The organism is Microcoleus sp. AR_TQ3_B6, from assembly GCF_036702785.1.
In the GTDB taxonomy this organism is placed as follows: domain Bacteria; phylum Cyanobacteriota; class Cyanobacteriia; order Cyanobacteriales; family Microcoleaceae; genus Microcoleus.
Genome location: NZ_JAUBVJ010000002.1, coordinates 1 through 25,656 on the forward strand (window position 1 = coordinate 1; position 25,656 = coordinate 25,656).

The 25,656-nt window shown below is 45.5% G+C and carries 23 protein-coding genes; 6 read left to right on the plus strand and 17 right to left on the minus strand.

Translation table 11 applies throughout. From position 1 onward, the window contains the following. Positions 1-588 precede the first annotated feature (588 nt). The 8 genes from QUB56_RS01220 to QUB56_RS01255 all read right to left on the minus strand — a co-directional run bounded on the left by QUB56_RS01220 (position 589) and on the right by QUB56_RS01255 (position 10,071). Positions 589-954 carry a hypothetical protein gene (locus tag QUB56_RS01220; RefSeq protein WP_332952449.1) on the minus strand — a complete coding sequence of 122 codons (366 nt, stop codon included), beginning with the start codon at positions 952-954 and terminating at the stop codon, positions 589-591. Between the two features lie 143 nt (positions 955-1,097). Beyond that, positions 1,098-4,073, minus strand: coding sequence for an L-glutamate gamma-semialdehyde dehydrogenase (gene pruA, locus QUB56_RS01225; RefSeq protein ID WP_332952450.1), 2,976 nt, complete (start codon positions 4,071-4,073; stop codon positions 1,098-1,100). A gap of 83 nt (positions 4,074-4,156) precedes the next feature. Beyond that, positions 4,157-5,074: a hypothetical protein gene (locus tag QUB56_RS01230; RefSeq protein WP_332952451.1), complete on the minus strand. Its 918-nt coding sequence runs from the start codon at positions 5,072-5,074 to the stop codon at positions 4,157-4,159. Positions 5,075-5,483: 409 nt separating this feature from the next. Further along, on the minus strand, positions 5,484-5,936 hold the full coding sequence (locus QUB56_RS01235) for a type II toxin-antitoxin system VapC family toxin (protein WP_332952452.1): 453 nt from the start codon (positions 5,934-5,936) through the stop codon (positions 5,484-5,486). Then, a complete protein-coding gene (locus tag QUB56_RS01240) occupies positions 5,933-6,202 on the minus strand; it encodes a FitA-like ribbon-helix-helix domain-containing protein (protein ID WP_332952455.1) in 270 nt (89 codons plus the stop codon). Before QUB56_RS01240 ends, QUB56_RS01235 begins: the two co-directional genes overlap by 4 nt. Positions 6,203-6,521: 319 nt before the next feature. Continuing rightward, on the minus strand, positions 6,522-9,167 hold the full coding sequence (locus QUB56_RS01245; protein WP_332952457.1) for a protein-arginine deiminase family protein: 2,646 nt from the start codon (positions 9,165-9,167) through the stop codon (positions 6,522-6,524). A gap of 197 nt (positions 9,168-9,364) precedes the next feature. Further along, complete coding sequence (locus tag QUB56_RS01250) at positions 9,365-9,691, minus strand: DUF433 domain-containing protein (RefSeq protein ID WP_332952458.1); 327 nt, start codon at positions 9,689-9,691, stop codon at positions 9,365-9,367. 53 nt (positions 9,692-9,744) lie between these two features. After that, the gene (locus QUB56_RS01255) at positions 9,745-10,071 is read right to left on the minus strand and encodes a DUF433 domain-containing protein (RefSeq protein ID WP_332952777.1); all 327 of its coding nucleotides are present in this window, start codon (positions 10,069-10,071) and stop codon (positions 9,745-9,747) included. A gap of 578 nt (positions 10,072-10,649) precedes the next feature. Here QUB56_RS01255 and QUB56_RS01260 point away from each other — a divergent pair. Beyond that, the gene (locus tag QUB56_RS01260; protein ID WP_332952459.1) at positions 10,650-10,964 is read left to right on the plus strand and encodes a hypothetical protein; all 315 of its coding nucleotides are present in this window, start codon (positions 10,650-10,652) and stop codon (positions 10,962-10,964) included. 20 nt (positions 10,965-10,984) lie between these two features. Here QUB56_RS01260 and QUB56_RS01265 read toward each other — a convergent pair whose 3' ends face one another. Further along, positions 10,985-11,680, minus strand: a complete 696-nt coding sequence (locus QUB56_RS01265; protein ID WP_332952460.1) for a hypothetical protein — start codon at positions 11,678-11,680, stop codon at positions 10,985-10,987. Between the two features lie 261 nt (positions 11,681-11,941). Between QUB56_RS01265 and QUB56_RS01270 the strand changes: the two genes are divergently transcribed. Next, on the plus strand, positions 11,942-12,139 hold the full coding sequence (locus QUB56_RS01270; protein ID WP_332952463.1) for a type II toxin-antitoxin system HicB family antitoxin: 198 nt from the start codon (positions 11,942-11,944) through the stop codon (positions 12,137-12,139). 154 nt (positions 12,140-12,293) lie between these two features. Here QUB56_RS01270 and QUB56_RS01275 read toward each other — a convergent pair whose 3' ends face one another. The 3 genes from QUB56_RS01275 to QUB56_RS01285 form a co-directional block, all read right to left on the minus strand. After that, entirely contained in the window at positions 12,294-13,703 is a 1,410-nt protein-coding gene (locus QUB56_RS01275; RefSeq protein WP_332952464.1) for an NAD(P)(+) transhydrogenase (Re/Si-specific) subunit beta, read from the minus strand. After that, the gene (locus tag QUB56_RS01280) at positions 13,700-13,993 is read right to left on the minus strand and encodes an NAD(P) transhydrogenase subunit alpha (protein WP_332952466.1); all 294 of its coding nucleotides are present in this window, start codon (positions 13,991-13,993) and stop codon (positions 13,700-13,702) included. Before QUB56_RS01280 ends, QUB56_RS01275 begins: the two co-directional genes overlap by 4 nt. 273 nt (positions 13,994-14,266) lie before the next feature. Continuing rightward, positions 14,267-15,415 (minus strand): Re/Si-specific NAD(P)(+) transhydrogenase subunit alpha, encoded by a 1,149-nt coding sequence (locus QUB56_RS01285; RefSeq protein WP_332952467.1) that lies wholly within the window; start codon positions 15,413-15,415, stop codon positions 14,267-14,269. Positions 15,416-15,984: 569 nt separating this feature from the next. Between QUB56_RS01285 and QUB56_RS01290 the strand changes: the two genes are divergently transcribed. The 3 genes from QUB56_RS01290 to QUB56_RS01300 all read left to right on the plus strand — a co-directional run bounded on the left by QUB56_RS01290 (position 15,985) and on the right by QUB56_RS01300 (position 19,955). After that, positions 15,985-16,497 (plus strand): DUF2808 domain-containing protein, encoded by a 513-nt coding sequence (locus QUB56_RS01290; protein WP_332952469.1) that lies wholly within the window; start codon positions 15,985-15,987, stop codon positions 16,495-16,497. Between the two features lie 287 nt (positions 16,498-16,784). Beyond that, positions 16,785-18,056, plus strand: a complete 1,272-nt coding sequence (locus QUB56_RS01295; protein ID WP_332952470.1) for an MFS transporter — start codon at positions 16,785-16,787, stop codon at positions 18,054-18,056. 321 nt (positions 18,057-18,377) lie between these two features. After that, positions 18,378-19,955, plus strand: coding sequence for a DHA2 family efflux MFS transporter permease subunit (locus QUB56_RS01300; RefSeq protein ID WP_332952472.1), 1,578 nt, complete (start codon positions 18,378-18,380; stop codon positions 19,953-19,955). Positions 19,956-20,208: 253 nt separating this feature from the next. Here QUB56_RS01300 and QUB56_RS01305 read toward each other — a convergent pair whose 3' ends face one another. The 3 genes from QUB56_RS01305 to QUB56_RS01315 form a co-directional block, all read right to left on the minus strand. After that, complete coding sequence (locus tag QUB56_RS01305) at positions 20,209-20,976, minus strand: ATP-binding cassette domain-containing protein (protein WP_332952473.1); 768 nt, start codon at positions 20,974-20,976, stop codon at positions 20,209-20,211. A 158-nt stretch (positions 20,977-21,134) separates the two neighbouring features. Next, positions 21,135-22,013 carry a glycine--tRNA ligase subunit alpha gene (glyQ, locus tag QUB56_RS01310; protein WP_332952474.1) on the minus strand — a complete coding sequence of 293 codons (879 nt, stop codon included), beginning with the start codon at positions 22,011-22,013 and terminating at the stop codon, positions 21,135-21,137. A gap of 112 nt (positions 22,014-22,125) precedes the next feature. Further along, positions 22,126-24,669, minus strand: coding sequence for an NACHT C-terminal helical domain 2-containing protein (locus QUB56_RS01315; RefSeq protein ID WP_332952475.1), 2,544 nt, complete (start codon positions 24,667-24,669; stop codon positions 22,126-22,128). A gap of 38 nt (positions 24,670-24,707) precedes the next feature. On the opposite strand from QUB56_RS01315, the gene QUB56_RS01320 reads away from it, so the two are divergent. Further along, positions 24,708-24,878, plus strand: a complete 171-nt coding sequence (locus QUB56_RS01320) for a hypothetical protein (RefSeq protein WP_332952476.1) — start codon at positions 24,708-24,710, stop codon at positions 24,876-24,878. Between the two features lie 56 nt (positions 24,879-24,934). Here QUB56_RS01320 and QUB56_RS01325 read toward each other — a convergent pair whose 3' ends face one another. Together QUB56_RS01325 and QUB56_RS01330 are read right to left on the minus strand one after the other, a co-directional pair. Then, positions 24,935-25,261, minus strand: coding sequence for an XRE family transcriptional regulator (locus QUB56_RS01325; protein ID WP_332952478.1), 327 nt, complete (start codon positions 25,259-25,261; stop codon positions 24,935-24,937). After that, positions 25,258-25,632, minus strand: coding sequence for a type II toxin-antitoxin system RelE/ParE family toxin (locus QUB56_RS01330; protein ID WP_332952479.1), 375 nt, complete (start codon positions 25,630-25,632; stop codon positions 25,258-25,260). The genes QUB56_RS01325 and QUB56_RS01330 overlap by 4 nt, the downstream gene beginning before the upstream one ends. Positions 25,633-25,656 lie beyond the last annotated feature (24 nt).

Genomic DNA, 25,656 nt, shown 5'->3' on the forward strand with positions numbered 1-25,656 from the left:
AAACATTAAAACGCATTTTTTTAACCCAACTTCACTTTTTCCCAATTTACTCCAAATTAGCTCTTAATCTTTTATATAGCGGTTCTCAAAAAAGTGAGGTATGGGGGCAAGTCCTATGCCCATGCCCTATGCCCTATGCCCTATGCCCTATGAGCACCTCATGTTACTGAGACAGGCTATATCATAAATATTTGGCTTTTCATCACCCATTTTTTTTCTATTTCACTTTTTACTCCGGGGAAAGACCGTACCAACAAATCTTGTTAAAATTAGGGAGAATTTCCACCCTTTTACGCGACCATACTCAAAAATTAGCTTGAGATTTGAATAAAATTCAACTACTAATGTTACAGCATAAATTGTCCAACTACTATTAGTTTTTAGCCGCCTTCCTCGTAGCAAGACCGCGCTTGACAGTAAAATTAACATGACAAACAAAATGTAAGGTCGAGCTTCTTGAGCATAAACTATCTGAAAATGCGAGATAGCTATTATGGCAACTGCTAACCAAGCGGTCACCGATGACTCAAATAATTCTAAGCATAGCCAATACATACAAGGTAATGCCAGCACACTAAAAACCGCCGACTAACTTCTAGTTACTGCGATTGAATCTCCAAACAGTTGCACCCAAAATCTGGCTGCTACAAAGTACAGGGGAGTAAGTTGAGATTTTTCTAATGCCAATCCTTTTACGGTGTCAAAAACGCTTTTCTCTGCATTGATACGCTGATAGTTTTGTAGAGTTTTTATGTGCTTGATTGTACACTCACCAAGCTCTTGAATAAATTCAGAGTAGTATAACCGGAAATCCGCCCAGAAGTGTAACCTTCGTCTATCCAGTAAACTTTCTTTTGGAGATTGGCGAAACGAAAAAACATACTGATGACTAATATAACTATGATTAAAAATCTCACCCATTTGCCAAGTGAAGGCTTGTGAGAATTTAGTCACTCACCATTTTTTGTAGATTCTATTTTAAGTAAATTAACTTAAAACGAAAGAATAGGATATCCCCGAATTTTTTGAAGCATGATAGCATATACCCGACTTCTTTAAGAAGTCGGGTATCAAATCTTAATCAACTGAATTTGAGATTAATCATCTACTCCTTCAATCGGTGCAAAACCTTGCCGCTGAATATTTTCGGTTATTGTGCGGGGTTCGAGGAATTGCAGCAAATAATCCGGGCCGCCAGCTTTAGAACCAACTCCCGAAAGTTTGAATCCTCCGAAGGGTTGCCGCGATACCACAGCGCCGGTGATTCCGCGATTGATGTAGAGGTTTCCGACTTCAAAATCTGATGCGGCTCGATCGATATGGGAAGGCGTGCGAGAATACAATCCGCCGGTTAAAGCAAAATTCGTGCCGTTAGCAATCGCAATCGCTTCGCTGAAATTCTTTGCCCGAATCACCGACAAAACCGGGCCGAAAATTTCTTCTTGGGCGATAGTTGCTGTCGGCGATACTTCGGTAACTATGACTGGGCCGACAAAATAACCGGTTTCCGGTGCCGGCATTTCTAAAGCTATTTGAGCTTCGGCGCGACCTTTTTCGATGTATTCGCGGATGCGCGACTGGGCATTTGCATCGATCACAGGGCCGACTTGAGTGCCGGGATTTTCTGCAGGGCCGACATTGAGCGATCGCGTCGCTTCTACCAATCTTGCCAGAAAATTATCGTACACCGACTCGACCACAATTACTCGCGAACAAGCGGAACATTTTTGGCCGCTGTATCCAAATGCCGAATAAACTACGCCTGCAACTGCTTGGTCTAAGTCCGCACTTTCATCGACAATAATTGCATTCTTGCCGCCCATTTCAGCAATTACTCGTTTCAGGTGTTTTTGGCCCGGCTGCAAAATCGCAGCATCGGCATAAATTTTACAGCCAACTTCCTGAGAACCGGTGAAAGTAATCATGTGAACGTCAGGATGTTTGACCATGTAAGCGCCGACGGTTGAACCTTTGCAAGGCACGTATTGAAATACGCCTTTGGGGATGCCGGCTTCTAGCAAAATTTCGGCTATTTTTGCTGCAATTACTGAGGAAACTTCTGCCGGTTTGAGTAAAGTACAATTTCCAGCAACTAGGGAGGCAACTGTCATGCCGACGGGAATTGCCAGGGGAAAATTCCAAGGCGAAATGATTAAAGAAATGCCGCGCGGCTGATAGGTGTAGCGGTTGGTCTCTCCGGCTACGTCGTAATTTTTCCCTTGTTCCAACCGTTCCATTTCGTCGGCGTAGTAGCGGCAAAAATCAATAGCTTCGGAAACTTCGGCGTCGCATTCTCTGACTGGTTTGCCGACTTCCAACACCATCCAAGCTGATAGTTCGTGCCGCCGCTGTTCCATCAATTCTGCGGCTTTGCGGAGGACGCCGGCGCGCAGTCGGACGGGGGTTTTTCGCCAACTGGTGGAGGCTTCTTTTGCTGCTTGAAGGGCTTGTTTGGCCTGTTCTTCGGAAATCAATCCGATGGTGCCGACTACTTCTGTGGGATTGGAAGGGTTGAGTGAGTTAACGGTTGCTTCAGTATTTTGGTACTCGCCATTGATTAGCGGTAAATAGGTTTTACCTAAGTTGGCGCGCACTGATTTGATGGCTGTTTCTGCTTGTTGCCGCAATTTGGTATTGGCGTAGTCGGTATCGGCAACGTTGGGAAATACTTTGCTGTACACTAGCTGGTCATTGCCACTAGCAACTGGGGCGGCTAACAATTGTTCTATCGGCATTTCTTCGGAACTTTGCCGGATGAAAGAACTGTTGGCGGTATTTTCCAGCAAACGGCGGATCAAATAAGCCATTCCCGGCAGCAAATCGCCGTAGGGGCAGTAGACTCGGACGCGATAACCCCGATCGACCAAAAGCTTAGCCAATTTGTCGCCCATGCCGTACAGCACTTGCATTTCAAAGCGGCGGCGCGGTATATTCAGAGTTTCGGCAATGGCGATCGCCCTCGCTTGCGATCGTACATTATGACTGCCAATAGCTGCATACAAATATTCGTGATTTTCTAGCAGCAACTGCGTCATCTGCTCGAAATTGGCATCGGTAGCAACTTTGTCATTGTAGACCGGCTGCGGCCAATCTTTCTGCATCGCTTTGATAGTTTCCTGATCCCAGTAAGCGCCTTTTACCAGCCGCACTGTTACCGGATTTCCGCGTTTTTTTGCCCAGGAAATCAGGTTTTGCAAATCTTGGGCACTGTCGCGCAAATATGCTTGCAATGTAATGCCGATATCCGTGCGACTGCGAAACTCTTCCTCTAACAATAAGTCTTTGAGAATGGTCAGAGTTAAACTTTTGTAAGCATACTGTTCCATATCGAAATGAACAGCACATCCCAATTCCTTGGCGCGGCGCAGTAACAGGCGAATTCTCTCGCTTACTTTCTCCTCGCTACCTTTAGCATCCAAAGGGTCAAACTGAGAATAAAAAGCCGTTAACTTTACCGATACTTGCACTCGCGGCAGAGTTTCGCCGTCTGCTTTGTCAATTGCATCTACCTGCGGCCAATTCTTCGCTGCCTTCGCCAGTTCCTCCATCAATTCCAAATAGCGGTTAAGATAAATTTGCGCCTCAGTTTCAGTGATGACAGCTTCCCCCAAAAGGTCAACTGTAAAACCCATTTTATCTTTGCGAAGTCGCTCTAAGGTTTTAATTACCTGCTTGATATTTTCCCCAGAAATATACTTGTGCGCCAATGTTTCCACAGCAGGCGCAACTGTCGTCGCCGCCAATTGACCGGGAACCGAATCAGGGCTAGCAAAGTTGAGCAGTTTTTTCAATGCTTCGGGCAATTCTACCTCTTCGGCGGTCAGGTATTCTTGCAAGTGGCGGGCAATTTCCGGCCTGCTGCGCAGCGCCGGCAAACAGTCAATAAATCGAAACAGCTGCACCCGCAGTCCGGGGCTGGCCATCGCCCAATCCATCAGTTTGTCGTCCCAGCGCATTTGGTCTTGGAGTTGCCCGAAAAAAGAGCGCTTTTTCTCTTGAGTTAGCCGCAGGATTTCTTTGGCAATTTCCTGGGTTTTTGCTTCGTAGATGTTTTCAGATACTTGTGCGATCATTGGTAATAAGTAATTGGTAATTTGTAATTAGCAACAGGGGGGGTTATGTATTTTGTAACTACCCCCTGATACAATTATACTTGCTATTTGACTTCAATTTTAACTTGGTAGTTTGCTTGGCGATCGCCTGAAATTTCAATAGTATAATCGCCGCTACTGGCTAGTTGACCTTGCCACTGACCTGTGCTATCAGCAGTACCTAAATTTTCACCGTTAGGAGCAATAATTGCTGCGCTAACTTGACCTTGTTGAACATTTACTGTCATGCTTTGGCCGCTATTGCACTCCAGTAAGTAGCGCCTGGATATGTTGGCTCGCAAACTATTGCTCAGAGTAGTTCCCGTAGCACCGGCTGGAAAGTTAACTCGCTCGGTTACAGGGGTTTCAACTGCAGCGGGAGTTGCAGTTGGAGAAGGAGAAGGCGACGGCGAGGGGGAAGCAAGTTGCCCAACAGCAGACAGAGAGGGTATTTGAGTCGGACCCGGCGACGGAGGGATTGTGGCGGGCAGTCGCGTTCCAGGTGCTGGGGGAAGTCCGGGCCGGCGGTTGGCGGGCGCTGCTGGGACAGGCGGAGGGCTTTCGGGGAGGGGTACGTCAGCAGGTAGTTTGATTTGAAGGTTCGCTCTTTCCTGATACATTCTCCACGCTAGCAAACTGCCGAGACTAAGGACGGAACCGACTAAGATTCCGCTGAGAAAAACTGCCAAGATTTGCCAAGCTCGGGCTGGTTTTGGTTCGGGGTTCGCAGTTTGAATTGTTGGAGGCGGATAACTTGCAAGTTGAGTTGTTTCCGGCGCGCTATCGCCGGCAATTGGAATTGTTTCGGCTTCGTCGATTGGCGCTGAAATATCTTCGGGGGCGGCAATTTCTGCGGGAGTTTCTGCGGGTGCGGAAGTTGAATCGCCACTGGCAATTTGACTGCGCTCGATTTCATCGCTGGTAGGGGAAATTGTTTCCGGTTGCTGAGTCAAAATTTGTTTTTTTTCCTGTTCGTCGCTCATGGGGCTAAATTTATTTTACAAAGACCGCTTTTAGACATTTTACGTTACTGGTGCGATCGCCGGCACTGAAATTATCTAGCATCACGAAGAAGGCACGACACGGATTTTGACAAGGATACAGGGATTAATTATCGAGCCTTAGGATCGCGAATTAAATAACTTACAATTTTAATTATTATTGTGGGATGGGCGTCCCGCCCGTCCAAAAAGGACGGGCGAGACGCCCATCCCACTTTCAAGAGTGGAAGTTATTTAATTCTCATTCCTTAGTCCACAGTTATAAGGAAAATTGTTCATCTACATACAAAGCTGCCATGATATTAGTCTATATTATAGCGCTCAGTATTATAGCGCTCAATTTTTTAGTAATAAGAATAAACAAGTGAATGGAGTTCCTATAAAACTAAGGCTAATCCGGTGTTGGTACCTCGAAATCGTTAAAATATCGAACATCATAAGATGTGCCTGCTAAAGCTGTGACTAGCTTTTGGTCGAGAGTTAGCAAAGGCGCGTCAACTTGCTGTGAAAGAGCAACGTAACTGCCATCATACGCAGAGATTCCACAATTTAAGGCGATATTTGTTGCATCTAAAATCAGTTCAGCAGTAGATACTGCACGCAAGGATAAAGCTCTAAGATTAGCTAAATCTGTTGCAACATCGGCCTCCGCGTAAAGTCCAGCACGGACATACTTCCAGATAATATTTGCCCACTCAATGTAAAACAGATCTGGTACAAATATTTCAGTCTGTGGAATTTCAAGATGGGTAAACAATAGAACAACTTTAGATGATAGCGGATCGGGGAGAAATTGCTTAATTCCCACGCTAGCATGGACTACGCACCTCACAGGAGCGGTCATCTGTCGCGATCCTTTCTAATTAAAGCCGTACTATCTAGTATCATCCCCAGATTCGCCGGACGAGACTCGCGACGACGGCTGATTTCTGCCAATAGTTCTCTTACAGACTTTTTACCTTTTCCTGAGAGGGGTTTTCTCTCTGTTGACAACTCGGCTTCTAAAATGGCGATCGCAAACGCGCTAATCGAGCGGTTTTGAGCTGCGGCTAACTCTTGCAGTCTCGCGTACAATTCCTCTGGTATATTTTCTATTTGCAGGGTAGCCATCTGTTAAACTCCTAGCATATAGCAATCCTAAATCATTTGCATAATTATTGTAGGGGCAATCCCCCCGTGGTTGCCCGATAGATAGGGGGTAGGCACGGGGGCACTACCCCTACAAATTTATCTGAATCATTTAGGATTGCTATAGTTTGGCTAAATATTAGCATAGGGAGGCGGGTTTAGGAGGTATATTGAGATTTACTGTTGGGTAGGGGCGGGTTTACGAGATTGTTCGTTACAGGCGAGTATTGTTGGTGAACCCGCCCCTACAAATTCCTAATTCACGATTCCCGATTCCCGATTCCCGATTCCCGATTCCCAATTAGTAATTATTAGGCAAAGACTGCCAAAAAGTCCGGTCTTCTGGCTTCCTCACAGTATTCGTCGCCGACTGTACGTTTCCTTTCAATTCTTGATAATACCTGTCATCGAGAAAACTAACGCTGACGCCAGCAGGAAGCAGCAGTTGGCGCAATCTTTCTTGAGTGTAATCTACACCGTCAATCATTGGCCCGCGCGGATTTGAAACTAACAACTTGCCGTTAACTGGCACCGAATTGACCATATTCGGCCACCAAGCATAACCGCTGTAGCCAAACATCACCGGAACTTGAATAATTTGGTCGTCTCCGAGTAAAAACTCTCTTTTCAACTTCTCTACAATCGGATTAAGTTTCTGATTTTGTAAATTAAGATTGTGTTGAATTAAAACGCGATTTTTCAAGGCGGCGCTGACTGTTGTTTGAGTGCTCAAACCGCGATTGATCGTAACATCGCCGTAACCTCTTCCCTGCAATTCTTCCAACAGCTTAACTCCGGCTTCGGGACTGGCGATCGCCATTACATATTTTCCGGGAGTTTGAGTGGGAATAAAATTGATAATTTCATCGACTTGGCGAGTCAAAAGCCAAGAAGTATCAAGATCCACTGGTGGCCCTTGAATTCTCTGAGCTTGAATAAAATCAAGTACCTCTGGATTAAAACTACCATTTCCCGAATTCCCGTAATAAACTCGACCCATTGGGTGTCCGGGAATCGGCGGCGTCACCTGCAAATTGCCGTAGCCGTCAGACCACTGACTTACAGGGTCTTCAGAGCGACGAGTGCCAATTTTAAATACTTTCAAATTCCGGTCTTGAGGTGATTTAGCAGGCTGGTTTTTGTCGGGCTCGCTATTGCTTTTTAGGGCTACATTAAAGTGGCGTATTTCTGAGTTTTCTGGGAGTTGAACGTATCCGTTTTTCTGGGTATCTTGCATCCAAGTGCGATCGCCCTGGATAATTTTTACTTGAGCGCCTGTTGGTTCTACTGCTTGTTTTAGTTGGGAGATAAATTCGCTGTTTGCCGCTCCTCGGTCGCTCACCACAACTTCGGTTACTGGTGCTGTATTTGGCGCTAACATCCAAGGACTAACGCCCATTTGGATTGTTGTGGAGGCGATTTCTTGACCGTTGTTTTGGGCAGTTGCTTTGAGATTAACCGTGCCGTTCCAGTTGCGATCGGCAAATTGTTTAGCTTCGACGCCTAAAACAATATTGGTGCTGAAAACTAGAGGTTGAGCACCGGATATATCTACAGGTTTCCAGCCGTCGCCCGTCTTCTGGAAAACGCTGATGTGAGGGCTGGCAATGCTGTCGGCAGTGATAAATAATTGAGAGGTTTTGAAGTTTTCAGACAGTGTTAAGTTAACTTGAGAAAGCATTGCTGCACGGCGGGGAGCTATAACTTTGGTTTGTTGCCAAGTCGGTATCTTGCCGCGATCGTTATTGCGATCGTTAAATAAAATTAGCGCGCCTTTGGACAAAGACCATTGTTCTTTTCCCGCTTCGTCTTGCTCGTTAATTTGGCCATCTCTGTTAGTATCTCCCGCAAAGAAAAAGTTAGAGGGGGACGCGGAGGAGGTAACTGGGTCGGGAGTTGGTGTTGTGGTTGGTTGAGGAGTTGCTTGCTGATTTCTCTCTAACTCTTGTCTTTCAAGTTCTTTTCGTGCTAATTCTTGCCTTTCTTGTTCTTGTCTTTCAAGTTCTTTTCGTGCTAATTCTTGCCTTTCTTGTTCTTGTCTTTCAAGTTCTTTTCTGGCTAATTCTTGCCTTTCTTGTTCTTTCCTGGCTAACTCTTGCCTTTCTTGTTCTTGTTTTTCTAGTTCTTTCCTGGCTAATTCTTGTCTTTCTTGTTCTTGTTTTTCTAGTTCTTTCCTGGCTAATTCTTGTCTTTCTTGTTCTTTTCTGACTAATTCTTGCCTTTGGAATTCTTGCCTTTCAAGTTCTTTTCTGGCAAGTTCTTTTTTCTCTTGCTCTTTTCTCTCTATTTCTCGACGAGCTAATTCTTTTTTCTCTTGCTCTTTTCGGGCTCGCTCTCTTATCTCTTCTTCCTCGGCTCTAATTTTTTCAACAGAACGTGCAACTTGCAGTTCATAGGTAGCGACTGTGAGGTTTCCTTGGTATTCGATGGTTTTGTCGATCGCCCGATCGTTCAAAAAAGAACCGTGAGGAATGAGTCGCAGCGTATCGATAGCCCACTGCCACCGCCGTTGGGACTGTTCCCAAGTAGCAGAAGAAGGATTAGAAGTGCGTCCAATTTCGACTGCTTGGGCGGCTAATTTAGCAGCTTCGTCCCAATTATTTTTGGCGATTTCTTCTATTTGAATCTGAACTTGAACGTTTTGGAGTTGCTGGGCCAGAGTTTGGGATTGCTGGCGGTGGATTTGTGGTTTCCAAAATTCACCAGGAAACGGGGCGCTGTCGGGAGTTTTGGCAAGGTTATCTAATTGTACTTTGAGGCGATCGCGCAATTTGTAGAGTTCGGAAAGGGATTGCCCAGTTTCGCCGTCTGGCCCTCGCCCAGAGAGTGCGAGTTGGTAGTTTAGGGAAGGTTGAGCCACTGTTGCGGGGACTGCAACCCAAATAATACCGATGACGACACCGAAACCATTGATAATGGCGATCGCAATATATTTAACCAAGCGCATATAGTTTATCCTCAGACACCCAAATGATTTTACCTAATATTGGGAGCAGTGGGGGATTTAATTATAAGGACTTACCCATGGCGGCCCAGAAACCGGGTTTTTTAAGAAAATACATTGTTGCTGCGGACTGATTCGGTAAAAACCCGGTTTCTTTGTCGGAGTCTGTAAGTCTTGTTATAGCAAATTCGCGCCATGTTTTAAGCAGCCTCATTTTTTTTTATTGCTTGTTCAATTTCTTCTGGGTAAGCATCAGCATAAGCCCAAGCATTTACTAAATCAGCCGCAGTCAAATGGGGATAGCACTTAAAAAGTTCCGCATCGCTGCATCCGAGACGGCGATAACCCACCAGTACCCAAACTTGTATGCGAGTATTGCCCACACAGGCATCCCCTCCACAGACACCGGGAGTCTTTTTAATGCCTAAAGAACCGTTGGTTAAATTTTGAGTTAGGATGCTGATTAGTTTAGCTTTATCAACCGCATTTAATGTTAAGACTTGAGTTTCTAATTCTTGTATAGTCATAAGTGCGATCGCCGGAATATATTATCTAGATTATAGCAAATTCCCGCCATGTTTTAGGCTGCCTCATTTCTAGCGATCGCAGCTTCAATTTCCTCTGGGTATGCCTCAGCATAAGCCCAAGCATTCGCCAAATCTGCTGCACTCAAATGAGGAAAGTCTTGCAAAATCCGCACATCACTTGCACCCAGAATGCGATAATTTACCAGCGACCAAATAGGTATGCGAGTCTTGGCAATTCTAGCATCGCCACCGCACACGCCCGGAGTTTTTTCGATTCCTTGCCAAGTATTGCTTAAACTTTGAAATAATAGCTGTATTACCTGAATTTTTTCATCAGGAGTTAAGGTCAGTAGTTTTTTTTCTAATTCTTTTATTGTCAGTGTTTGCTATTTAATTGAGATTGAATAACATCCTGGTTAGAGTACACCGCATTGCCCTGTTTCTACAAACAATTCGGATAGGGATACGGCAGTGCCTTATCCTGACAAATATCTGCAATTAACCAACAGAATTTGAATGCAATCTATTAGCTAGATTATAGCGCTTGAATCAGCGCGATCGCCCGTTTTGTTAGCACATCTCGGCAATACTGATTCCTTACCCGTAGCTGCGACTTGAAAAAAATGGTACGATCGTATTAATGTGCGATCGAGAAAATCATACACCGCTATTGTAGAAATTATTCGTAGGAATTACGCACTCAGACCAAAGAAACCGCGTTTTTTAGAGAATCGGTCGCTGTGTACGAAGTATTTCGCAAAAAACCCGGTTTCTGACCGCACACTCAGACCAAAGAAACCGGGTTTTTCAGGGAATTTGTGGCTGTATACGAAGTATTTTCGCAAAAAACCCGGTTTCTGCCTTCCCACGAGTCAGTCTTATATTCATTTAGTCGCTTTCTCCATAAATGGAAGTAAAAATCGTGAAATCGCCCTGTTATTTCCTAATTTTTATCCTTATGGGATTATTTTTAACAAGCTGCGAACAGGCGAATTCCTTTCAAGAAATAGATCGAAAATTTAAAAATAGTAATGCGATTGAACAAGACAATTTTAACTTGCAAGCGGGCGATCGAACGGTAGATCGAACTAACAACATCCAAGCAATTCCGAAGAGTGGGAAGTTCGATAGAACTACCCACTCACCGGAAGAAAGTGCGATCGTGTTAGGAATTTTTGGGTTTTGTTTGATGTGTTATTTATTAGTTTGGAAGTTTCGCGGGAGGGAAGAAGCTAACAAGATGCTGAGAAGAATCAGAAGAAGAGTGAAGTGAGGATAGATACTTGCTAAACCTCATTTTTTCTTAGTGCGGTTGCGTTTTATCGATTCAGTCGCCGTATTTTTTGCTTTTTTTTGTTTTTCTTTACTTGCTTTAGATCCATTGACAGCACTACCACTTATCGGTTTGCTGGAAAATCCCGATGTATCGGAGTTTTTAGCTGCAATTATAGGAGCAATGCTAGCATTATATATCTCCTGAAATTGTGTTAGACCTTCCCCCGTACTCATATCAAACCCTGCTTGATGACCGAGCGTTACAAAGGATTTGGCAAATCCAAATTTAGAGGAATCTTCCATAATCTCCTTAAATTCCGGCTCGATATCCCGCAGGTATTTGATAATTGAAGTGGCATTTCGCAGTTTAAATTCTCGCTTCAAAAATTGCCAGAACGCCAATAATTCCGGGATAGCATTTTCACCTTCTTCCGGCGAAAGCAAAGTCACTTTCCTGGGAAACAACTCTTCGACTACAGTTGCGACATCTTCCACTTTCATGCGAGGCAGCGTAAAACCTTCATAGCCGAAACCGTAATAAATGAACTGCGAGATCCAAAATCCAACGTCTGGATAAGTTTTACAGTATTCTTCTCCTTCGGTAGAATTGACAAATAGCTCGATTAGCGTTTCCTGATAATCTTCCAGGAGTGGTTCTGCTTCGTCATAATCTAGGCCATTTAGTTGGCGGATATTAAAAGGTTGATCTGACATAGTTGAAAATTTTTTAATTTAATTGACTTTAGCTCTAAGGTTAGTACAATTTTTGCAGTTCTATTAATTCTTTAGGATTTCATTATATTTAAAAAATCTCCGAGCGCAGGTATATTTGACTAGCACCGATCGCCCGTGACTATTTAAACCAAGCTAGCATTGTATAGGGCGATCGCCCCTCTCCAGCGAACAGCGAAAAATGCGATATAATCTCAAGTAAAAGTATAATTGTTTGAGCTTGGCAGTCCGCCACTTCAAATTATGAAGTCAACACAACAGTTTACAGCAATCATTGAACGAGAAGGCGACGGATATGTATCCCTTTGCCCAGAACTTGATATGGCCAGCCAAGGTGACAATATAGAAGAAGCGCGACGGAATCTGATTGAGGCGCTAGAACTATTTTTTGAGACAGCAGATCCTTCTGAAGTAAAGAATAGGTTGATACTCGGCGATTGAAATCGCGACTATACAAACAAAGTCAGCCTCCGCCGACTGAAGAATATTAATATCAAAACAAAACCCAAAACAAAAACCCGGTTTATCCAAAAAACCGGGTTTAATCATCTGCGTTAATCCGCGTTAATCCGCCTTCATCAGCGGTTGCAAAATCCTACAACTGCTTCACTTCAGAAACCAACTTCGCAACCACATCCTTAGCGCTACCAAACAACATCATCGTCTTATCCTTGTAAAACAACTCATTATCCACACCGGAAAAACCAGCACTCATCCCGCGCTTGATCACGATCGTATGCTTAGCCTTATCAACCTCCAAAATCGGCATCCCATAAATCGGGCTCGCCGTATCGTGACGCGCCGCCGGATTCACCACATCATTCGCACCGATTACCAAAGCAACATCCGTTTCTTCAAACTGCGGATTGATATCATCCATATCGTACAACTGCGGATAAGGCACGTTTGCTTCCGCCAACAGTACATTCATGTGCCCCGGCATCCGCCCAGCCACCGGGTGAATCGCGTATTTCACGTCAACACCCATTTTTTCCAAACCGTCGGCCAACTCGCGCACAGCGTGCTGTGCTTGCGCTACAGCCATTCCGTAACCCGGAATAATTACCACAGATCGCGCATAACCCAACATCATCGCACTTTCTTCGAGATTGATGCTGCGAACAGTTTTGTCAGCAGCACCAGCAGCCCCAGCAGCACCCGCAGCACTACCGCCACCGCTACCAAAGGCGCTAAACAGCACACTAGAAAGCGATCGATTCATCCCCTTGCACATGATTTGCGTCAAAATAATCCCCGACGCGCCCACCAATGCACCAGCGATAATCAGCATATTGTTCATCAAAATGAACCCAGCCACACTCGCCGCAATCCCCGAATAAGAGTTAAGCAGCGACACCACCACGGGCATATCGCCGCCGCCAATCGGGAGCACAAACATGATGCCCAGAATATTGGAAATCGCCACCAAAGCCAGGAATACCGGCACATTTTCGGGATTCGTCAGCATATAACCGCTGCCGGCTAAAAGTGCGATCGCCAGCATGGCATTAAACGGCTGTTGCAGCGGAAACGTGACAGGCGCACCCGGCAGCAATTCTTGCAGTTTCGCAAAGGCCACAAGGCTACCAGTGAAGGTAATTCCGCCAATGAGCACACCCAAAAGAATCGTGATTGTCGCGTCTGGAGTTGGCGATTGGGGGATGCTGAGATAGCGCCAGAATTCGCCCACAGCAACGAGTGCAGAAGCCGCGCCCCCGAAACCGTTAAGCAAACCCACCATCTGCGGCATATCCGTCATCGCCACGGTATTCGCCATAATCGTTCCCAAAATGGAACCGACGATAATTCCGACAGCTATCAATTCGTAGCTGACTACTTGTTTTTCCAGCAACGTACCGACGATCGCAATTAACATCCCGATCGCAGCTAACACATTTCCTTGACGGGCGGTTGCAGGGGAACCCAACTGTTTCAAACCGACAATAAACAAAGATGCGGCAACTAAATAAGCTAGTTGAATGCCACTGGGCAGAAAATCGCTCACGCTTTAACCTCTTTTTTCTTGAACATTTGCAGCATTCGATCGGTTACTAAGAAACCGCCGACTACGTTAATTGTGGCCAGGGCGATCGCGATCGTCCCCAAAATCGAAGTAACAGTCACACTGCCTTGGCCAGAAATCAGAATTGCACCTAAAACCGCAATTCCCGAAATCGCATTCGATCCCGACATCAAAGGTGTGTGCAGCGTCGGCGGGACTTTATTGATTACTTCAAATCCCACAAACGACGCTAGAGTAAACACCACTAAACCTGCAATCAATCCTTCTGCCATGACAATTGGTAATTGGTAATTGGTAATTGGAAATAACTCGTTCCCGGTTGCATCCGCCAGTCCGCCAGGGAATGAATTCCCTGGCTCAAAGCCAAAGTCCTCTTAAGAGGACTAATAGAAATCTCCAATAATTATTGTGGAACAGGCCGGAAAGCCTGTTCAAAAAAGGCTTTTATGGAGATATCTAATCAGTTCTTCAGTCCTCTTAAGAGGACTTTAGCTTTGAGGCAGGGGTTTCAACCCTTGCCGGACTTTGCCTCATAACGACAGAATCTAACTGACGGCTTCAGCCTGAGCTGCCAAAGCATCGCGAACTCGCTGGTTGCTAATCTCACCGTCGCGGGCAACGCAAGCACCAGCAATGATATCGTCTTCAAAATTCAAATTTAGTTCCTTATCTTTGACCATCAACTGAACTAAAGCCGAGATATTCTTCGAGTAAGTTTCGCTAGCGTGTACGGGCATCGACGAGGGCACATTAATCGGGCCGATGACATTAACGCCGTTCCATTCAACTTCTTTCCCCGCTTCCGTGCATTCGCAATTGCCGCCTTGTTCGGCCGCGAGGTCAACAATTACCGATCCGGGCTTCATTTGAGAAACCATTTCTCTAGTAACTAAAATAGGTGCTTTTCTGCCGGGAACTTGAGCGGTGGTAATCACTGCATCGGAAGCGCTGACGTGTTGGGTGAGCACTTGGCGGGTGTATTCTTTGGCCGCTTCTGATAGCTCTTTAGCATAACCTCCGGCGGCGACGGTTTCTTCCTTGAGTTCGACATCAAGGAATTTAGCGCCCAAACTTTGCACTTGTTCTTTTGTTTCCGGGCGGATGTCGAAGGCTTCGACTACCGCACCCAAACGGCGCGCCGTGGCGATCGCCTGCAAGCCCGCAACGCCCACACCCATTACCAATATTTTCGCGGGGCGAATAGTACCCGCCGCCGTTGTCAGCATCGGAAAATATTTCGGCAAAGCCGCTGCTGCGATCAATACCGCTTTGTAACCGGCAACGTTGCCCTGAGATGACAGTGCATCCATGCTTTGAGCGCGGCTGGTGCGCGGGATCATTTCCATGCTGAATGCCGTTACTTTGCGATCGGCTAAACGCTGCACTAAAGCTGGAGCTCCCAGAGGATTCAAAAATCCGATGAAAACGCCTCCTTCGGGGAGTTGATGAACTTCTGATTCTTGCAGGGCCCCGATTTTCACGACGACATCGGCTTCGCCCCACAGCCTAGCGGTATCGGCGACAACCTGAGCTCCCGCTTCTTCGTAAGCAAGATCCGAAAAAAAGGATTTTGCGCCGGCACCGGCCTCAACCCAAACTTCGACGCCCTGTTTGACTAATCGGGCTACAGCGTCGGGTACTAAAGCCACCCGGCGTTCCCCTGCTTCGACTTCTTTGGCGATCGCTAATTTCATGAACTCTCCTTGATTCTAGTTAACCCTTGTCTGGGGGTTTCAACTACGTTGACACAGACCGATATCGACAGACACAGACAGGGCGGTTGAAACCGCGTCTACACAGACAACCTGCCTCCAGGGATTGAAACTCAAATTTCCCAGTCCGCGCACCATCCCCACCAGAGGCAAGTGTAGGCGCGATTTCCATCGCTGGCTGGCTCAAATTTCCCAGTCGGCGTGGACCCACCAGAGGCAAGTGTAGGCGCGATTTCCATCGCTGGCTTACTTCTGACGTTGATAGTAAAGCCGATCGCCACCAGGAGGGCAGCTTCTTTAACTTCTTTTATAGATTGAACTCCGCTAAACTGTGAAATTTGCGTCAGGGTATGATAGACTTTACTGCTGAGTAATTCTGTAGTTTAAAGGTCTGTTGTCAGTATTACCCAAAAAATAATTGATGTCAGCCAGCGTGCGATCGATTCTGGCGCTCGAATTGCCGAGACAGTCGGTATATTAAAGACATTCATAGCAAATTGCCCCCAGTAAATATTTAAGGTTCCATCGTAATTTTGATAAGAGGAGTGATTATGAGACGATTATTTTCAGCATTAGCGGTGACAAGTTGCTTGGTGACTGGGTTGCCCGCCATCAGCTCAGCCCAGTCCATGCCAGGATTCACAATTTTCGGTGGGCCCGATCGCGCCAACCAATTAAACTATCGCTTAGATTACGGCAAAGCGGGGATGAGCGGCGATAGATATCGGCTGCGAATTCCTTCCAAAAAAGTAAGTTTGGCGATCGCCCAACTGAACATATCCTATCCAGACTACTACAAAGGCGAATTCGACCAAAAAGACATTAAAGTGCGCGTCAAAGACAAATCAATCGAATTGCAAGAAGTAATCTGGGACAAAGAAAATCGATTCATAGAAATTTATCCCAAAGAACCAATTGCCGCCGGCAATAATGTTGAGGTTGTACTCTCCAACGTCACAAACCCATCTCCGGGCGGAATGTACCATTTCAACGTCCGCATCCGCACCCCTGGGGACGTTCCCTTGCTGCGTTACCTCGGTACTTGGCTGTTGAGCATTAATTGAGGGAAGAGTTCGGGGAAGGAATTTCTCGTTAGTCAAGCGATCGCAACAGAAAAATTAAATGTTGCGATCGTTTTGCTACGGGCAAAAATTTAACTCTACTCAAATCCTGGTTTTCGGGAGTTGTAAAATAGAACCTCCGGCTCATATCGCAATTGTCAAGGATTCGTAAAATAAGTCTAGGGGAGCCCCCCGATGGTTGCCCTTCGCTAATTAGGGCTAGGCTTAGGGGTGCTACCCCTACAAAATGTTTACCAATCGAATAGGATTGCTAAGGCCGTACTTGCAGCATGAATCTACTAGCAAAAATCAAAACAATACAACTTCCTCCAGCGCTGCGATCGAGAAATTATCGCCTGTTTTTTGCAGGACAAGGAATCTCGCTGATTGGCAATTGGATGACGCAAGTCGCTACTGTTTGGCTTGTCTACAATTTGAGCGATTCACCTTGGATGCTCGGCGTAGTAGGATTTACAAGTCAAATCCCCACATTAATTTTACTGCCTTTTGCAGGAGTTTTAATCGATCGCTGGAACCGCCACCGAGTCATAGTTGCCACTCAAATATTAGCAATGGTTCAATCCTTAGCGCTAGCAGTTTTAGCGCTAACAGGAGTCATTAACATTTGGCACATCCTGGTACTGAGTTTCTTTCAAGGCGCAATTAATGCCTTTGACGCGCCGGCACGGCAAGCTTTTGTACCGGAACTTGTAGAAAAGAAAGAAGATTTAGCAAATGCGATCGCCCTCAACGCTTCCATGTTCAACGGAGCCCGACTAATCGGCCCAGCAATTGCAGGTTTGCTGATAGCTACAGTCGGCGCAAGTTATTGCTTTCTCATTGACGGACTCAGCTACATCGCTGTAATTGCAGGCTTATTAGCGATGCAGATCAAAGCCCGTAAAATTCCAGCAACTAATACCAAACCCTTACAAAGATTAAAAGAAGGATTCGTTTATGCCTTCGGATTTCCCCCAATTCGAGCAATTTTACTGCTATTAGCATTAGTCAGTTTTGCCGGAATGTCCCACACAGTTTTAGTCCCAATTTTTGCCACCAAAATTCTGCAAGGCGGCCCACAAACTCTCGGCTTCTTGATGGCTGCTTCGGGAGTCGGAGCCTTTGCGGGGGCGATTTCATTGATTTCGCGCACAAGTATAGTTGGCCTCGGCAAATGGATTGCGATTTCACCAGCAATTATGGGATTCGGACTGATAGGTTTGGGATTGTCTCGCGTCTTAGGGCTGTCATTAATCATGATGTTGTTTGTGGGGTTTGGTTTCATTTTGCAATTTGCAGGAGGAAACACATTTTTACAAACAATCGTTGAAGACGACAAACGCGGAAGGGTGATGAGCATATACACCATGGCATTTTTTGGAGTAACACCGTTTGGGAATTTAGTTGCCGGCGGCTTGGCAAATTATATCGGCGCTCCCAATACAGTCATCATTGGAGGTATACTTTGTGTTTTAGGCTCAATAGTTTTTACCAAACAGTTGCCAGCTTTAAAAAACTTAGTCCGACCACTTTATCAAAAAATGGGTTTAATTCCGCACTAGCGATTTAGCCTAAAAGCACAAAAGCCAACATTAAACAACATTCCCAAAGCTAATATCTGACCAAGAATTTCAAAGGTGGTACCCGCCACGTAATTTATCCGTGGAATCAATCCCAAATCGAAAATTGAAAATCCTCAAGCCCCCGCATTTATCCGTGGGGTCAATCTAAAATCTAAAATCTAAAATCTAAAATCGATTGACTGTATCTCCAGCAATCCTCAACAACTTGTCAACTTCTCTCTTCTCATCTCTTTCTCTGCGCCCTCTGCGCCCTCTGCGGTTAAAACATCCAAATTAATTACGCAACCAGAGGTTAAACCAATGGCAAATACAAGTGCAATACCACAGCAGAGCGATCGCGTTCCCTTAAAAACCTGGATCGGCGTCATGGGAACAATTCTCGGCGCATTCATGGCAGTTTTGGACATCCAAATCACCAACGCATCTCTCAAAGATATTCAAGCAGCTTTAGGCGCAACCTTAGAAGAAGGTTCTTGGATATCCACCGCCTATCTAGTTGCAGAAATAGTCGTAATTCCGCTGACTGGCTGGCTGTCGCAGGTATTTTCATTCCGTCGCTACATCTTGGTAAATGCCGCTTTCTTTATATTCTTTTCCATGTGCTGCGCTTGGGCGTGGAATTTGAATTCAATGATTGTATTTCGGGCTTTGCAGGGGTTGTCAGGCGGCATTTTAATTCCGATGGCTTTTACATTTTTGCTGACAAATTTGCCGCCCAAAAAGCAGCCAATCGGCATGGCCATGTTTGCACTGACAGCTACTTTTGCACCATCCATCGGGCCGACATTGGGAGGGTGGCTGACTGAGAATTACGGCTGGCAATATGTCTTTTATTTAAATTTAATTCCAGGGCTGATGCTGCTAGCTGCTGTGTGGTACGCCGTCGCCCCCACACCGCTGAAACTCGAACTGCTAAAAGAGGGCGACTGGTGGGGAATTATCTCGATGGCGATCGGCTTGGGTTCGCTGCAAGTCGTCTTAGAAGAAGGAAGCCGCAAGGACTGGTTTAGTTCGGATTTTATTGTGCGTTTAAGCATAATTGCTGCAATATTTCTCAGTGCTTTTTTCTGGATTGAACTAACTCGCAAACGGCCGTTTATTAACTTGCGCTTGCTGACCCGCCGCAATTTCGGATTAGCAACTATTGTGAATGTATCCTTGGGGGTGGGATTGTACGGTTCGGTGTACATTTTGCCCCTGTATTTAGGTCAGATTCAGCAGTACAATGCCATGCAAATTGGCGAGGTGATTATGTGGGCTGGGGTGCCGCAGTTATTCCTCGTGCCGATGGTGCCGAAATTGATGCAGCGAATCGATATGCGGCTGATGATTGGCATCGGTGTGAGTTTGTTTGCGGTGAGTTGTTTTATGAATGCCAGCATGACTCACGAGACGGGTATCGATCAGTTGCGTTGGTCGCAATTAGTAAGGGCATTGGGACAGCCTTTAATTATGGTGCCGCTGTCAACTATTGCCACTGCTGGTATGGAGAGACACGAGGCTGGTTCGGCTTCTGGTTTGTTTAATATGATGCGAAATATGGGAGGTTCGATGGGGATTGCGGCCCTAGCAACTTTGGTGACGCAACGCCAGCAATTTCACTCGAATCGATTGGGGGAATCTGTTTCTTTGTACAATCCGGCAACCCAGGAGCGAATTAATCAAATGACTCAGTATTTTGTGAGTCGCGGTGCAGATTTAAGCGTGGCGAAAGACCAGGCAATTAAGGCAATTGATAATATTGTCCGCCGTGAAGCTTATGTAATGGCTTTTAATGATTGTTTTTATTTTGTGGGAATTGCTTTGCTGTTAAGTGGGATTGCTATTTTGGGTTTTAAAAAGGTGAAAGCGGGTGCGGGTGCTGGGGGAGCTCATTGATTGTGTAGCAATACGGTTCAGTTAAGCTCGATCCCCCCTAGCCCCCCTTAAAAAGGGGGGGACAAGAACTTACTCTTGCGTCCCCCTTAAGAAGGGGGATTTAGGGGGATCTCAGAGGAATAAATATTTTAACTGAACCGTATTGGATTATGTAGGGGGCGGAGTGCGCTGCATCTTTGGGGCGGGCTCTCCTGCCCACCCCACAATAATTTTAAGAGTTTTCAAAATGCCAACTAAATGTTTTTTAGCTTATTTACCATTCTTGTTGAGCTTCTGCTTCTGCTTGGATTAAATTTTGCCGCAGTTGCACCCAATTTATTTGATGGGAGGGCAAGTCTTCGATGAGCTTTCCGCGCTGTAAATGCAGAATTCGCGTGCTAAATTGCTCGGCTAATTCTAATTGATGGTTGACCATTACAATTGTGGTTTGGCCGTTTGTTAGCTGTATCAATACTTGCAAAAGGTGGCCGGCTTTTCCTGCGTCTAGGGCGGATGTGGGCTCGTCTAAAAGCAAGATTTTTGGTTGCAGGATGATGCCGCGGGCGATCGCCACGAGCTGTTTTTGGCCTGTGGAAAGCTGAAATTCGCTGCGATCGAGCCATTCTTGGGGTATGTGCAGTTGTTCGATCGCCCCGGTAATTCTCTCAGCAATGTTTGATGCAGTCACGCCCCGCAGCTTCAAAGGATAAGCCAATGCTTCTCGCACCGACATTCCCAAAAGCTTGGATTCTTGCAGGATGAGGGTGATTTGTTTGCGGAGTTCGATCGCAGGTATTTGGCGATATTCTGTATTTTCCAGATAAATCGAGCCGCTGGTGGGACTGCTGAGCCGATTTAGCAGTCGCAACAGCGTTGTTTTGCCGGCACCTGAAGGGCCCACAATTGCCACGCGAGATCCCTTGTGTACCTGAAACGATATATTTTCCAACAAATAACTGGAGGCGATCGGTGTTTTCAAGCTTACACTGTCAATTCGCAGTTGAGGATTTGTTTCTGTATTATTTTCCGAATAATTAGGCATTTAATTAATTAAAAATATGGCTTTTGTGGAACGGGCATCTTGCCCGTTCTTAAGGCAGGCAAGATGCCCACTCCCCAATCCAACTCACTCTTTGTGGAACGGGCATCTTGCCCGTTCTGGAGGCAGGCAAGATGCCCGCCCCACAATCCAACCCAAACTCAAACTTTTACAGCTTTTTCTAAAGGAAAACCCAGCTTTTCGCGCTGTTCCAAATAAAGCTGAGCAACTCGCCGCGCCAAGTTGCGAATTTTGGTGATATACCGAGTTCTTTCCGTTACAGAAATCACACCTCTAGCATCGAGCAAATTGAAAGTGTGAGAACATTTTAGCACATAATCAAGACTAGGCAAAACCAATCCTTTTTTTGTCAATTGTTCGGCTTCTTGCTCGTACAATCCAAATAGAGTAAACAGCAATTCGGGATTGGAAGCTTCAAAGTTATAAGTACACTGTTCTATTTCTCCTTGCAGGTGAACGTCGCCGTAAGTGATGCCATCTTTCCACTGAATTTTCGTCATCGCATCGACTTCTTGGAGATACATTGCTAGGCGTTCTAGTCCGTAGGTAATTTCAATAGATACGGGGCGACAGTCAATGCTACCGCACTGTTGAAAGTAGGTAAATTGGGTGATTTCCATGCCATCGAGCCAGACTTCCCAGCCGACGCCCCAAGCTCCGAGGGTGGGCGATTCCCAGTTGTCTTCTACGAAGCGAATGTCGTGGTCTTCAGGGCTAATTCCTAATGCTCTGAGGGAGTCTAAATAGATATCTTGGATGTTGGGAGGAGAGGGTTTAATTAAAACTTGATATTGATAGTAATGTTGGAAGCGGTTGGGATTTTCGCCGTAGCGTCCGTCGGTGGGGCGGCGACAGGGTTCGATGTAGGCGACTGACCAAGGTTCGGGGCCGATTGCTCTGAGAAAGGTGTGGGGATTCATGGTTCCTGCACCTTTTTCTGTGTCGTAGGATTGGGCGATCAGGCAGCCTCGATCGCTCCAGAATTGATTCAAAGTTGCAATGACTGATTGAAAGTTCACTGGTTTAAATATGGTTAGCGAGTGTCTAAACTTATTTAAGCATACTCAAGGCACGGTTTATTGAAATAAACCCTGCCGAAATTAGATAAGACAGGATTTATAGCGAATTGCCCTACTCTGCTTTTTCACGTTTGCGTTTTTCGATTTCGGCGATCGGTAATAGTAAATTTTCTTCTATTTCTTTGCCTACTGTCTGGGTGACTTTACACCCGCTATTCAGGCCATCTATTAACAACTTATTTGCCTCATAATACTGCCACAGTAATTCCCATTGTAGATCACTAAATTGCCAAATATGTCCAATATTACGATACTCAATTGTCATATTTCGTAATTGAGCGAGCCAAACTTCTCCCTTGCGTTGCCAAAAAGAGATAAATTCTTGTCTGCCTACTATAAATGGCGAAGGTGTGGGCAACTGTTTCTTTAGATGTTCTAAGATTTGTTTAATTGTTGATTTATCAATAAGCGAGATAAGCCTATTTAAAGCAACCATAAGAACAGAAGCACGAACTGGAGATATAGAGGTTTCTAACTCTTGACAAAGATATATTCCACGAATGAGAACACGTGTCAGCTCACAATCTATCGCTAGATCATAATTAAGTGCATGGGTAAGAGTAGTATCAAAATTATGATTACATATGATAAAATTATCGTCATCGTCTACATGGACAAATGGATTTATATCACTATAAGTTTGGAACTCATTATCAAAGTTAATATCAAGATTACAAGCAAACTCTATAGCGGGGGAAAAATCGTCAAAAAGCTCAAGACTAAAATAAAAGGCTCTGATAGCGGAGAATTTATAACAACTACTAATAGATTGAGTTTTGTGGTATAACCAATTTATAAAAAACTGAAGGTTTTTATCTTCTGCTATGAGTTCATCAATTATTTCTTTAGTCAAGAGTAAAAGGTCACTGGCATCTTGTAAAATTTGCGTTGTTATCAAGAATACTTCGCGCCATTGGATTTGAGTAATGTGAGTGGCTAGATATGGAAATAATTCTTTATTATCAGCAATATTTTTAGCCACCAAATACTCTTGAAACGTCAAATGCGAAAAGGACCAAACCTTCTGCGCCCTCTCAATCAACAACCCATGCTGCGCTTCCATCGCCTTCAACACCGCTCGACTATCCCGCTGCCCAATTCCCAAAAACTCCGAAATATAATCCTCCAATTCCTCCTGCTCAAATAGCACATATTGCTCTTGCTCAAACTTCTTCACCGCCAAATGGCTCAATAACTCCAACTTCCGCTCTACCGACAAATCGCGATAAATCTCATCCCGCTCAATCTCCCGAGACTTGTCCCACTGCTCCAGCAGCAACTCCAACCCCTCTTCATAAAGCTTGGAACGCTTCGAGTAAAACTTTCCCTTGTGGTGAAACACCGCACAAGTCAAACTCAGCAAAATCGGCGTAATTGCTAACTCCCGAATCGGCTTATTCTCCTCCAAAAAGAGCAGCCCGAGAAACTCCTCGGCTTTTGCCAGTCCCCCCGACTCATCCCCCATCACCGCCTTATACCAATGTTGGGCAAAAGCCTGCACCTGCGACTCATTAAAATCCGCCACCTCCACATAATCAAACCGCTCAAACCGCGATTCCTGACTCTGCGTTCGACAGGTCACAATTACCTGCACCTGCGGATAACTGCGAGCAAACCGCTTGATTTCCTTGGCGATTTTCTTCCCATCTTCTCCCGTCACCTCATCCAACCCATCCAGCAGCACCAGCGCCCGACCTCGATCTAACGCCAATTGAGTTTCGGCATCCGATAACCGCCAGCATCCCTCTAGATAACGCTCTAGCGAATAGGCAACCTCACGCCCATCCTCGACAAAATCTCGCAGTTTAATCAAAACCGGAATCCGGTGCGCTTGTAAATTACCTGCGTTGCACTCCATCACCACTCGCTGCAAATACGTGGTTTTTCCCGAACCCGGTTTGCCCACCACCATCAGGTTTTTATTCTTCGCCAGCACCTCTTTGCCTGACACTCGTTCGTCTTCCCTGCCCAAGCCAATGCGATCTAAACTGCGATAGCTGGGATTGTTGCTGAAATCTTGGCACAAATCATGGAATTCCGACTTACGACTACTGCTCAGTTTCTCCAGAATATTGACATCCACAAACAAATCACCCAACGGCACCCAACGATCGACCCCCCAAAGCGGCATGGTGCCGTGCAACCGTTGGATGTCATCGTGGAGGCGCGATCGTACCTGCTGAACTAACGCATCAATGTCATCTTTCTCGCTCTCTGCAGGCGGATCTGAGAGTGAACTCGGTGGTTTACCTTTCTGCTGAACGAGTTCATCATCGGGTTCCCATTTAAGTTTGAGCTTTTTGCAGATGCAAAGAAACTGCTTGCGCTGAACAGGTTCACCTTTGAAAAATTTGTTGATGGTAGTACGCGACATCTTTAATTCAGCAGCCAAATCGGATTTGCTACCAAATTTTGCTAATGCGCTGTCCGCGTTTTTCAGTTGAGTTGGCGATAACCTGAGAGATCGCCCGGTACGTTCTGTCATGTAGTGGTTCCAGCTTTCCCCAATTCTAGCGACGCGATCGTAACTTGGACAAACTTGTACATAACCTGGGCGGTAGGCGATCGTATCTAAAACCAGCCTCCTATCTTGCATTTGGCAGATTGTTGAGAGTTTCAACAAAGATGACCAACATGAAGATTTCAAATAAGAAAAAATGGCTCAAAGTAACCGAGTTTGCAGTGGTTGGCGTTGCCACTTGCCTCAATCCCCACGCAGGATTTCTGCTGTTTCTGCTCAAGCTGTGCTTTCAAGTCCTGACAGCATTGCAGAAAGATGAGACGAGTCAAATAGATAAAAGCTAGAAATCCCCGATCGCCTTTGCGAAAAAATTCAACAGGGCGATCGGTTCCCCAAATTCCTATAGCGATATCGCAATTTCAGCAGATTGATTTCCCCCATTACGAGGGCGCAGATGTAAGGTAATTTCCGTATCGAGTCGCTTGAGGAAAAGCAGTAGTTTTCCCTCGCTGAACCGTTGAAACTCTCCGTTCATTAAATCAGAGACTTCTGGTTGTGGGATGCCCAGTAATTCGCTCATTTCACGCTGTTCCAAGTTTCGCTGTTTCAACAGACGAAGTACCTGAATTCCGATTTTACCCCGCGCAAAAAGTTCGTCAGCATCTGCCAATCCAAGGTCAGCAAATACATTACCGCTGCTTTCTTCAAAAATGGTTTCTTCGGTCATAATTGTTCCTCACTCGCTAGTGCGTCTTGATAGCGTTTTTTAATTAAATCAACATCAGCCTGTGGGGTTTTAATCCCTTGCTTTGATTTCTTCTGAAAAGCGTGCAACACATAGATTTTGTCACCAATTTTTACAGCATAAACCGCCCTGTAAGTATCCGTATCGTAACGTTTGACGATTTCATACACACCGCTTTCCACCCCTTTAAAGGCCTTGGCTGACAAAGGAGTTTCCCCAGCTTGCACCAGTTGTAGCGCATAACCTACCGCTTTTTGTACCTCTTCAGGAAACTCGCGGATATTTTTGCGAGAGTCTCCCATCCAAACAAGAGGTCGTAAAGGCACTTCTATATTATCTTTGTTATCGACCATTTTATACGAAATTTCCTGTAAAAA

Bases quoted from the DNA above. Each gene is read 5' to 3' on its own strand.
- QUB56_RS01230 (WP_332952451.1), bottom strand. From the start codon at position 5,074: ATGAGCGACGAACAGGAAAAAAAACAAATTTTGACTCAGCAACCGGAA.
- QUB56_RS01290 (WP_332952469.1), top strand. From the start codon at position 15,985: ATGAGACGATTATTTTCAGCATTAGCGGTGACAAGTTGCTTGGTGACT.
- QUB56_RS01325 (WP_332952478.1), bottom strand. From the start codon at position 25,261: ATGACCGAAGAAACCATTTTTGAAGAAAGCAGCGGTAATGTATTTGCT.
- QUB56_RS01315 (WP_332952475.1), bottom strand. From the start codon at position 24,669: ATGCAAGATAGGAGGCTGGTTTTAGATACGATCGCCTACCGCCCAGGT.
- QUB56_RS01250 (WP_332952458.1), bottom strand. From the start codon at position 9,691: ATGACTATACAAGAATTAGAAACTCAAGTCTTAACATTAAATGCGGTT.
- QUB56_RS01300 (WP_332952472.1), top strand. From the start codon at position 18,378: ATGGCAAATACAAGTGCAATACCACAGCAGAGCGATCGCGTTCCCTTA.
- QUB56_RS01295 (WP_332952470.1), top strand. From the start codon at position 16,785: ATGAATCTACTAGCAAAAATCAAAACAATACAACTTCCTCCAGCGCTG.
- QUB56_RS01260 (WP_332952459.1), top strand. From the start codon at position 10,650: ATGGGATTATTTTTAACAAGCTGCGAACAGGCGAATTCCTTTCAAGAA.
- QUB56_RS01245 (WP_332952457.1), bottom strand. From the start codon at position 9,167: ATGCGCTTGGTTAAATATATTGCGATCGCCATTATCAATGGTTTCGGT.
- QUB56_RS01280 (WP_332952466.1), bottom strand. From the start codon at position 13,993: ATGGCAGAAGGATTGATTGCAGGTTTAGTGGTGTTTACTCTAGCGTCG.
- QUB56_RS01305 (WP_332952473.1), bottom strand. From the start codon at position 20,976: ATGCCTAATTATTCGGAAAATAATACAGAAACAAATCCTCAACTGCGA.
- QUB56_RS01270 (WP_332952463.1), top strand. From the start codon at position 11,942: ATGAAGTCAACACAACAGTTTACAGCAATCATTGAACGAGAAGGCGAC.
- QUB56_RS01265 (WP_332952460.1), bottom strand. From the start codon at position 11,680: ATGTCAGATCAACCTTTTAATATCCGCCAACTAAATGGCCTAGATTAT.
- pruA (WP_332952450.1), bottom strand. From the start codon at position 4,073: ATGATCGCACAAGTATCTGAAAACATCTACGAAGCAAAAACCCAGGAA.
- QUB56_RS01235 (WP_332952452.1), bottom strand. From the start codon at position 5,936: ATGACCGCTCCTGTGAGGTGCGTAGTCCATGCTAGCGTGGGAATTAAG.
- QUB56_RS01320 (WP_332952476.1), top strand. From the start codon at position 24,708: ATGAAGATTTCAAATAAGAAAAAATGGCTCAAAGTAACCGAGTTTGCA.
- QUB56_RS01240 (WP_332952455.1), bottom strand. From the start codon at position 6,202: ATGGCTACCCTGCAAATAGAAAATATACCAGAGGAATTGTACGCGAGA.
- QUB56_RS01285 (WP_332952467.1), bottom strand. From the start codon at position 15,415: ATGAAATTAGCGATCGCCAAAGAAGTCGAAGCAGGGGAACGCCGGGTG.
- QUB56_RS01330 (WP_332952479.1), bottom strand. From the start codon at position 25,632: ATGGTCGATAACAAAGATAATATAGAAGTGCCTTTACGACCTCTTGTT.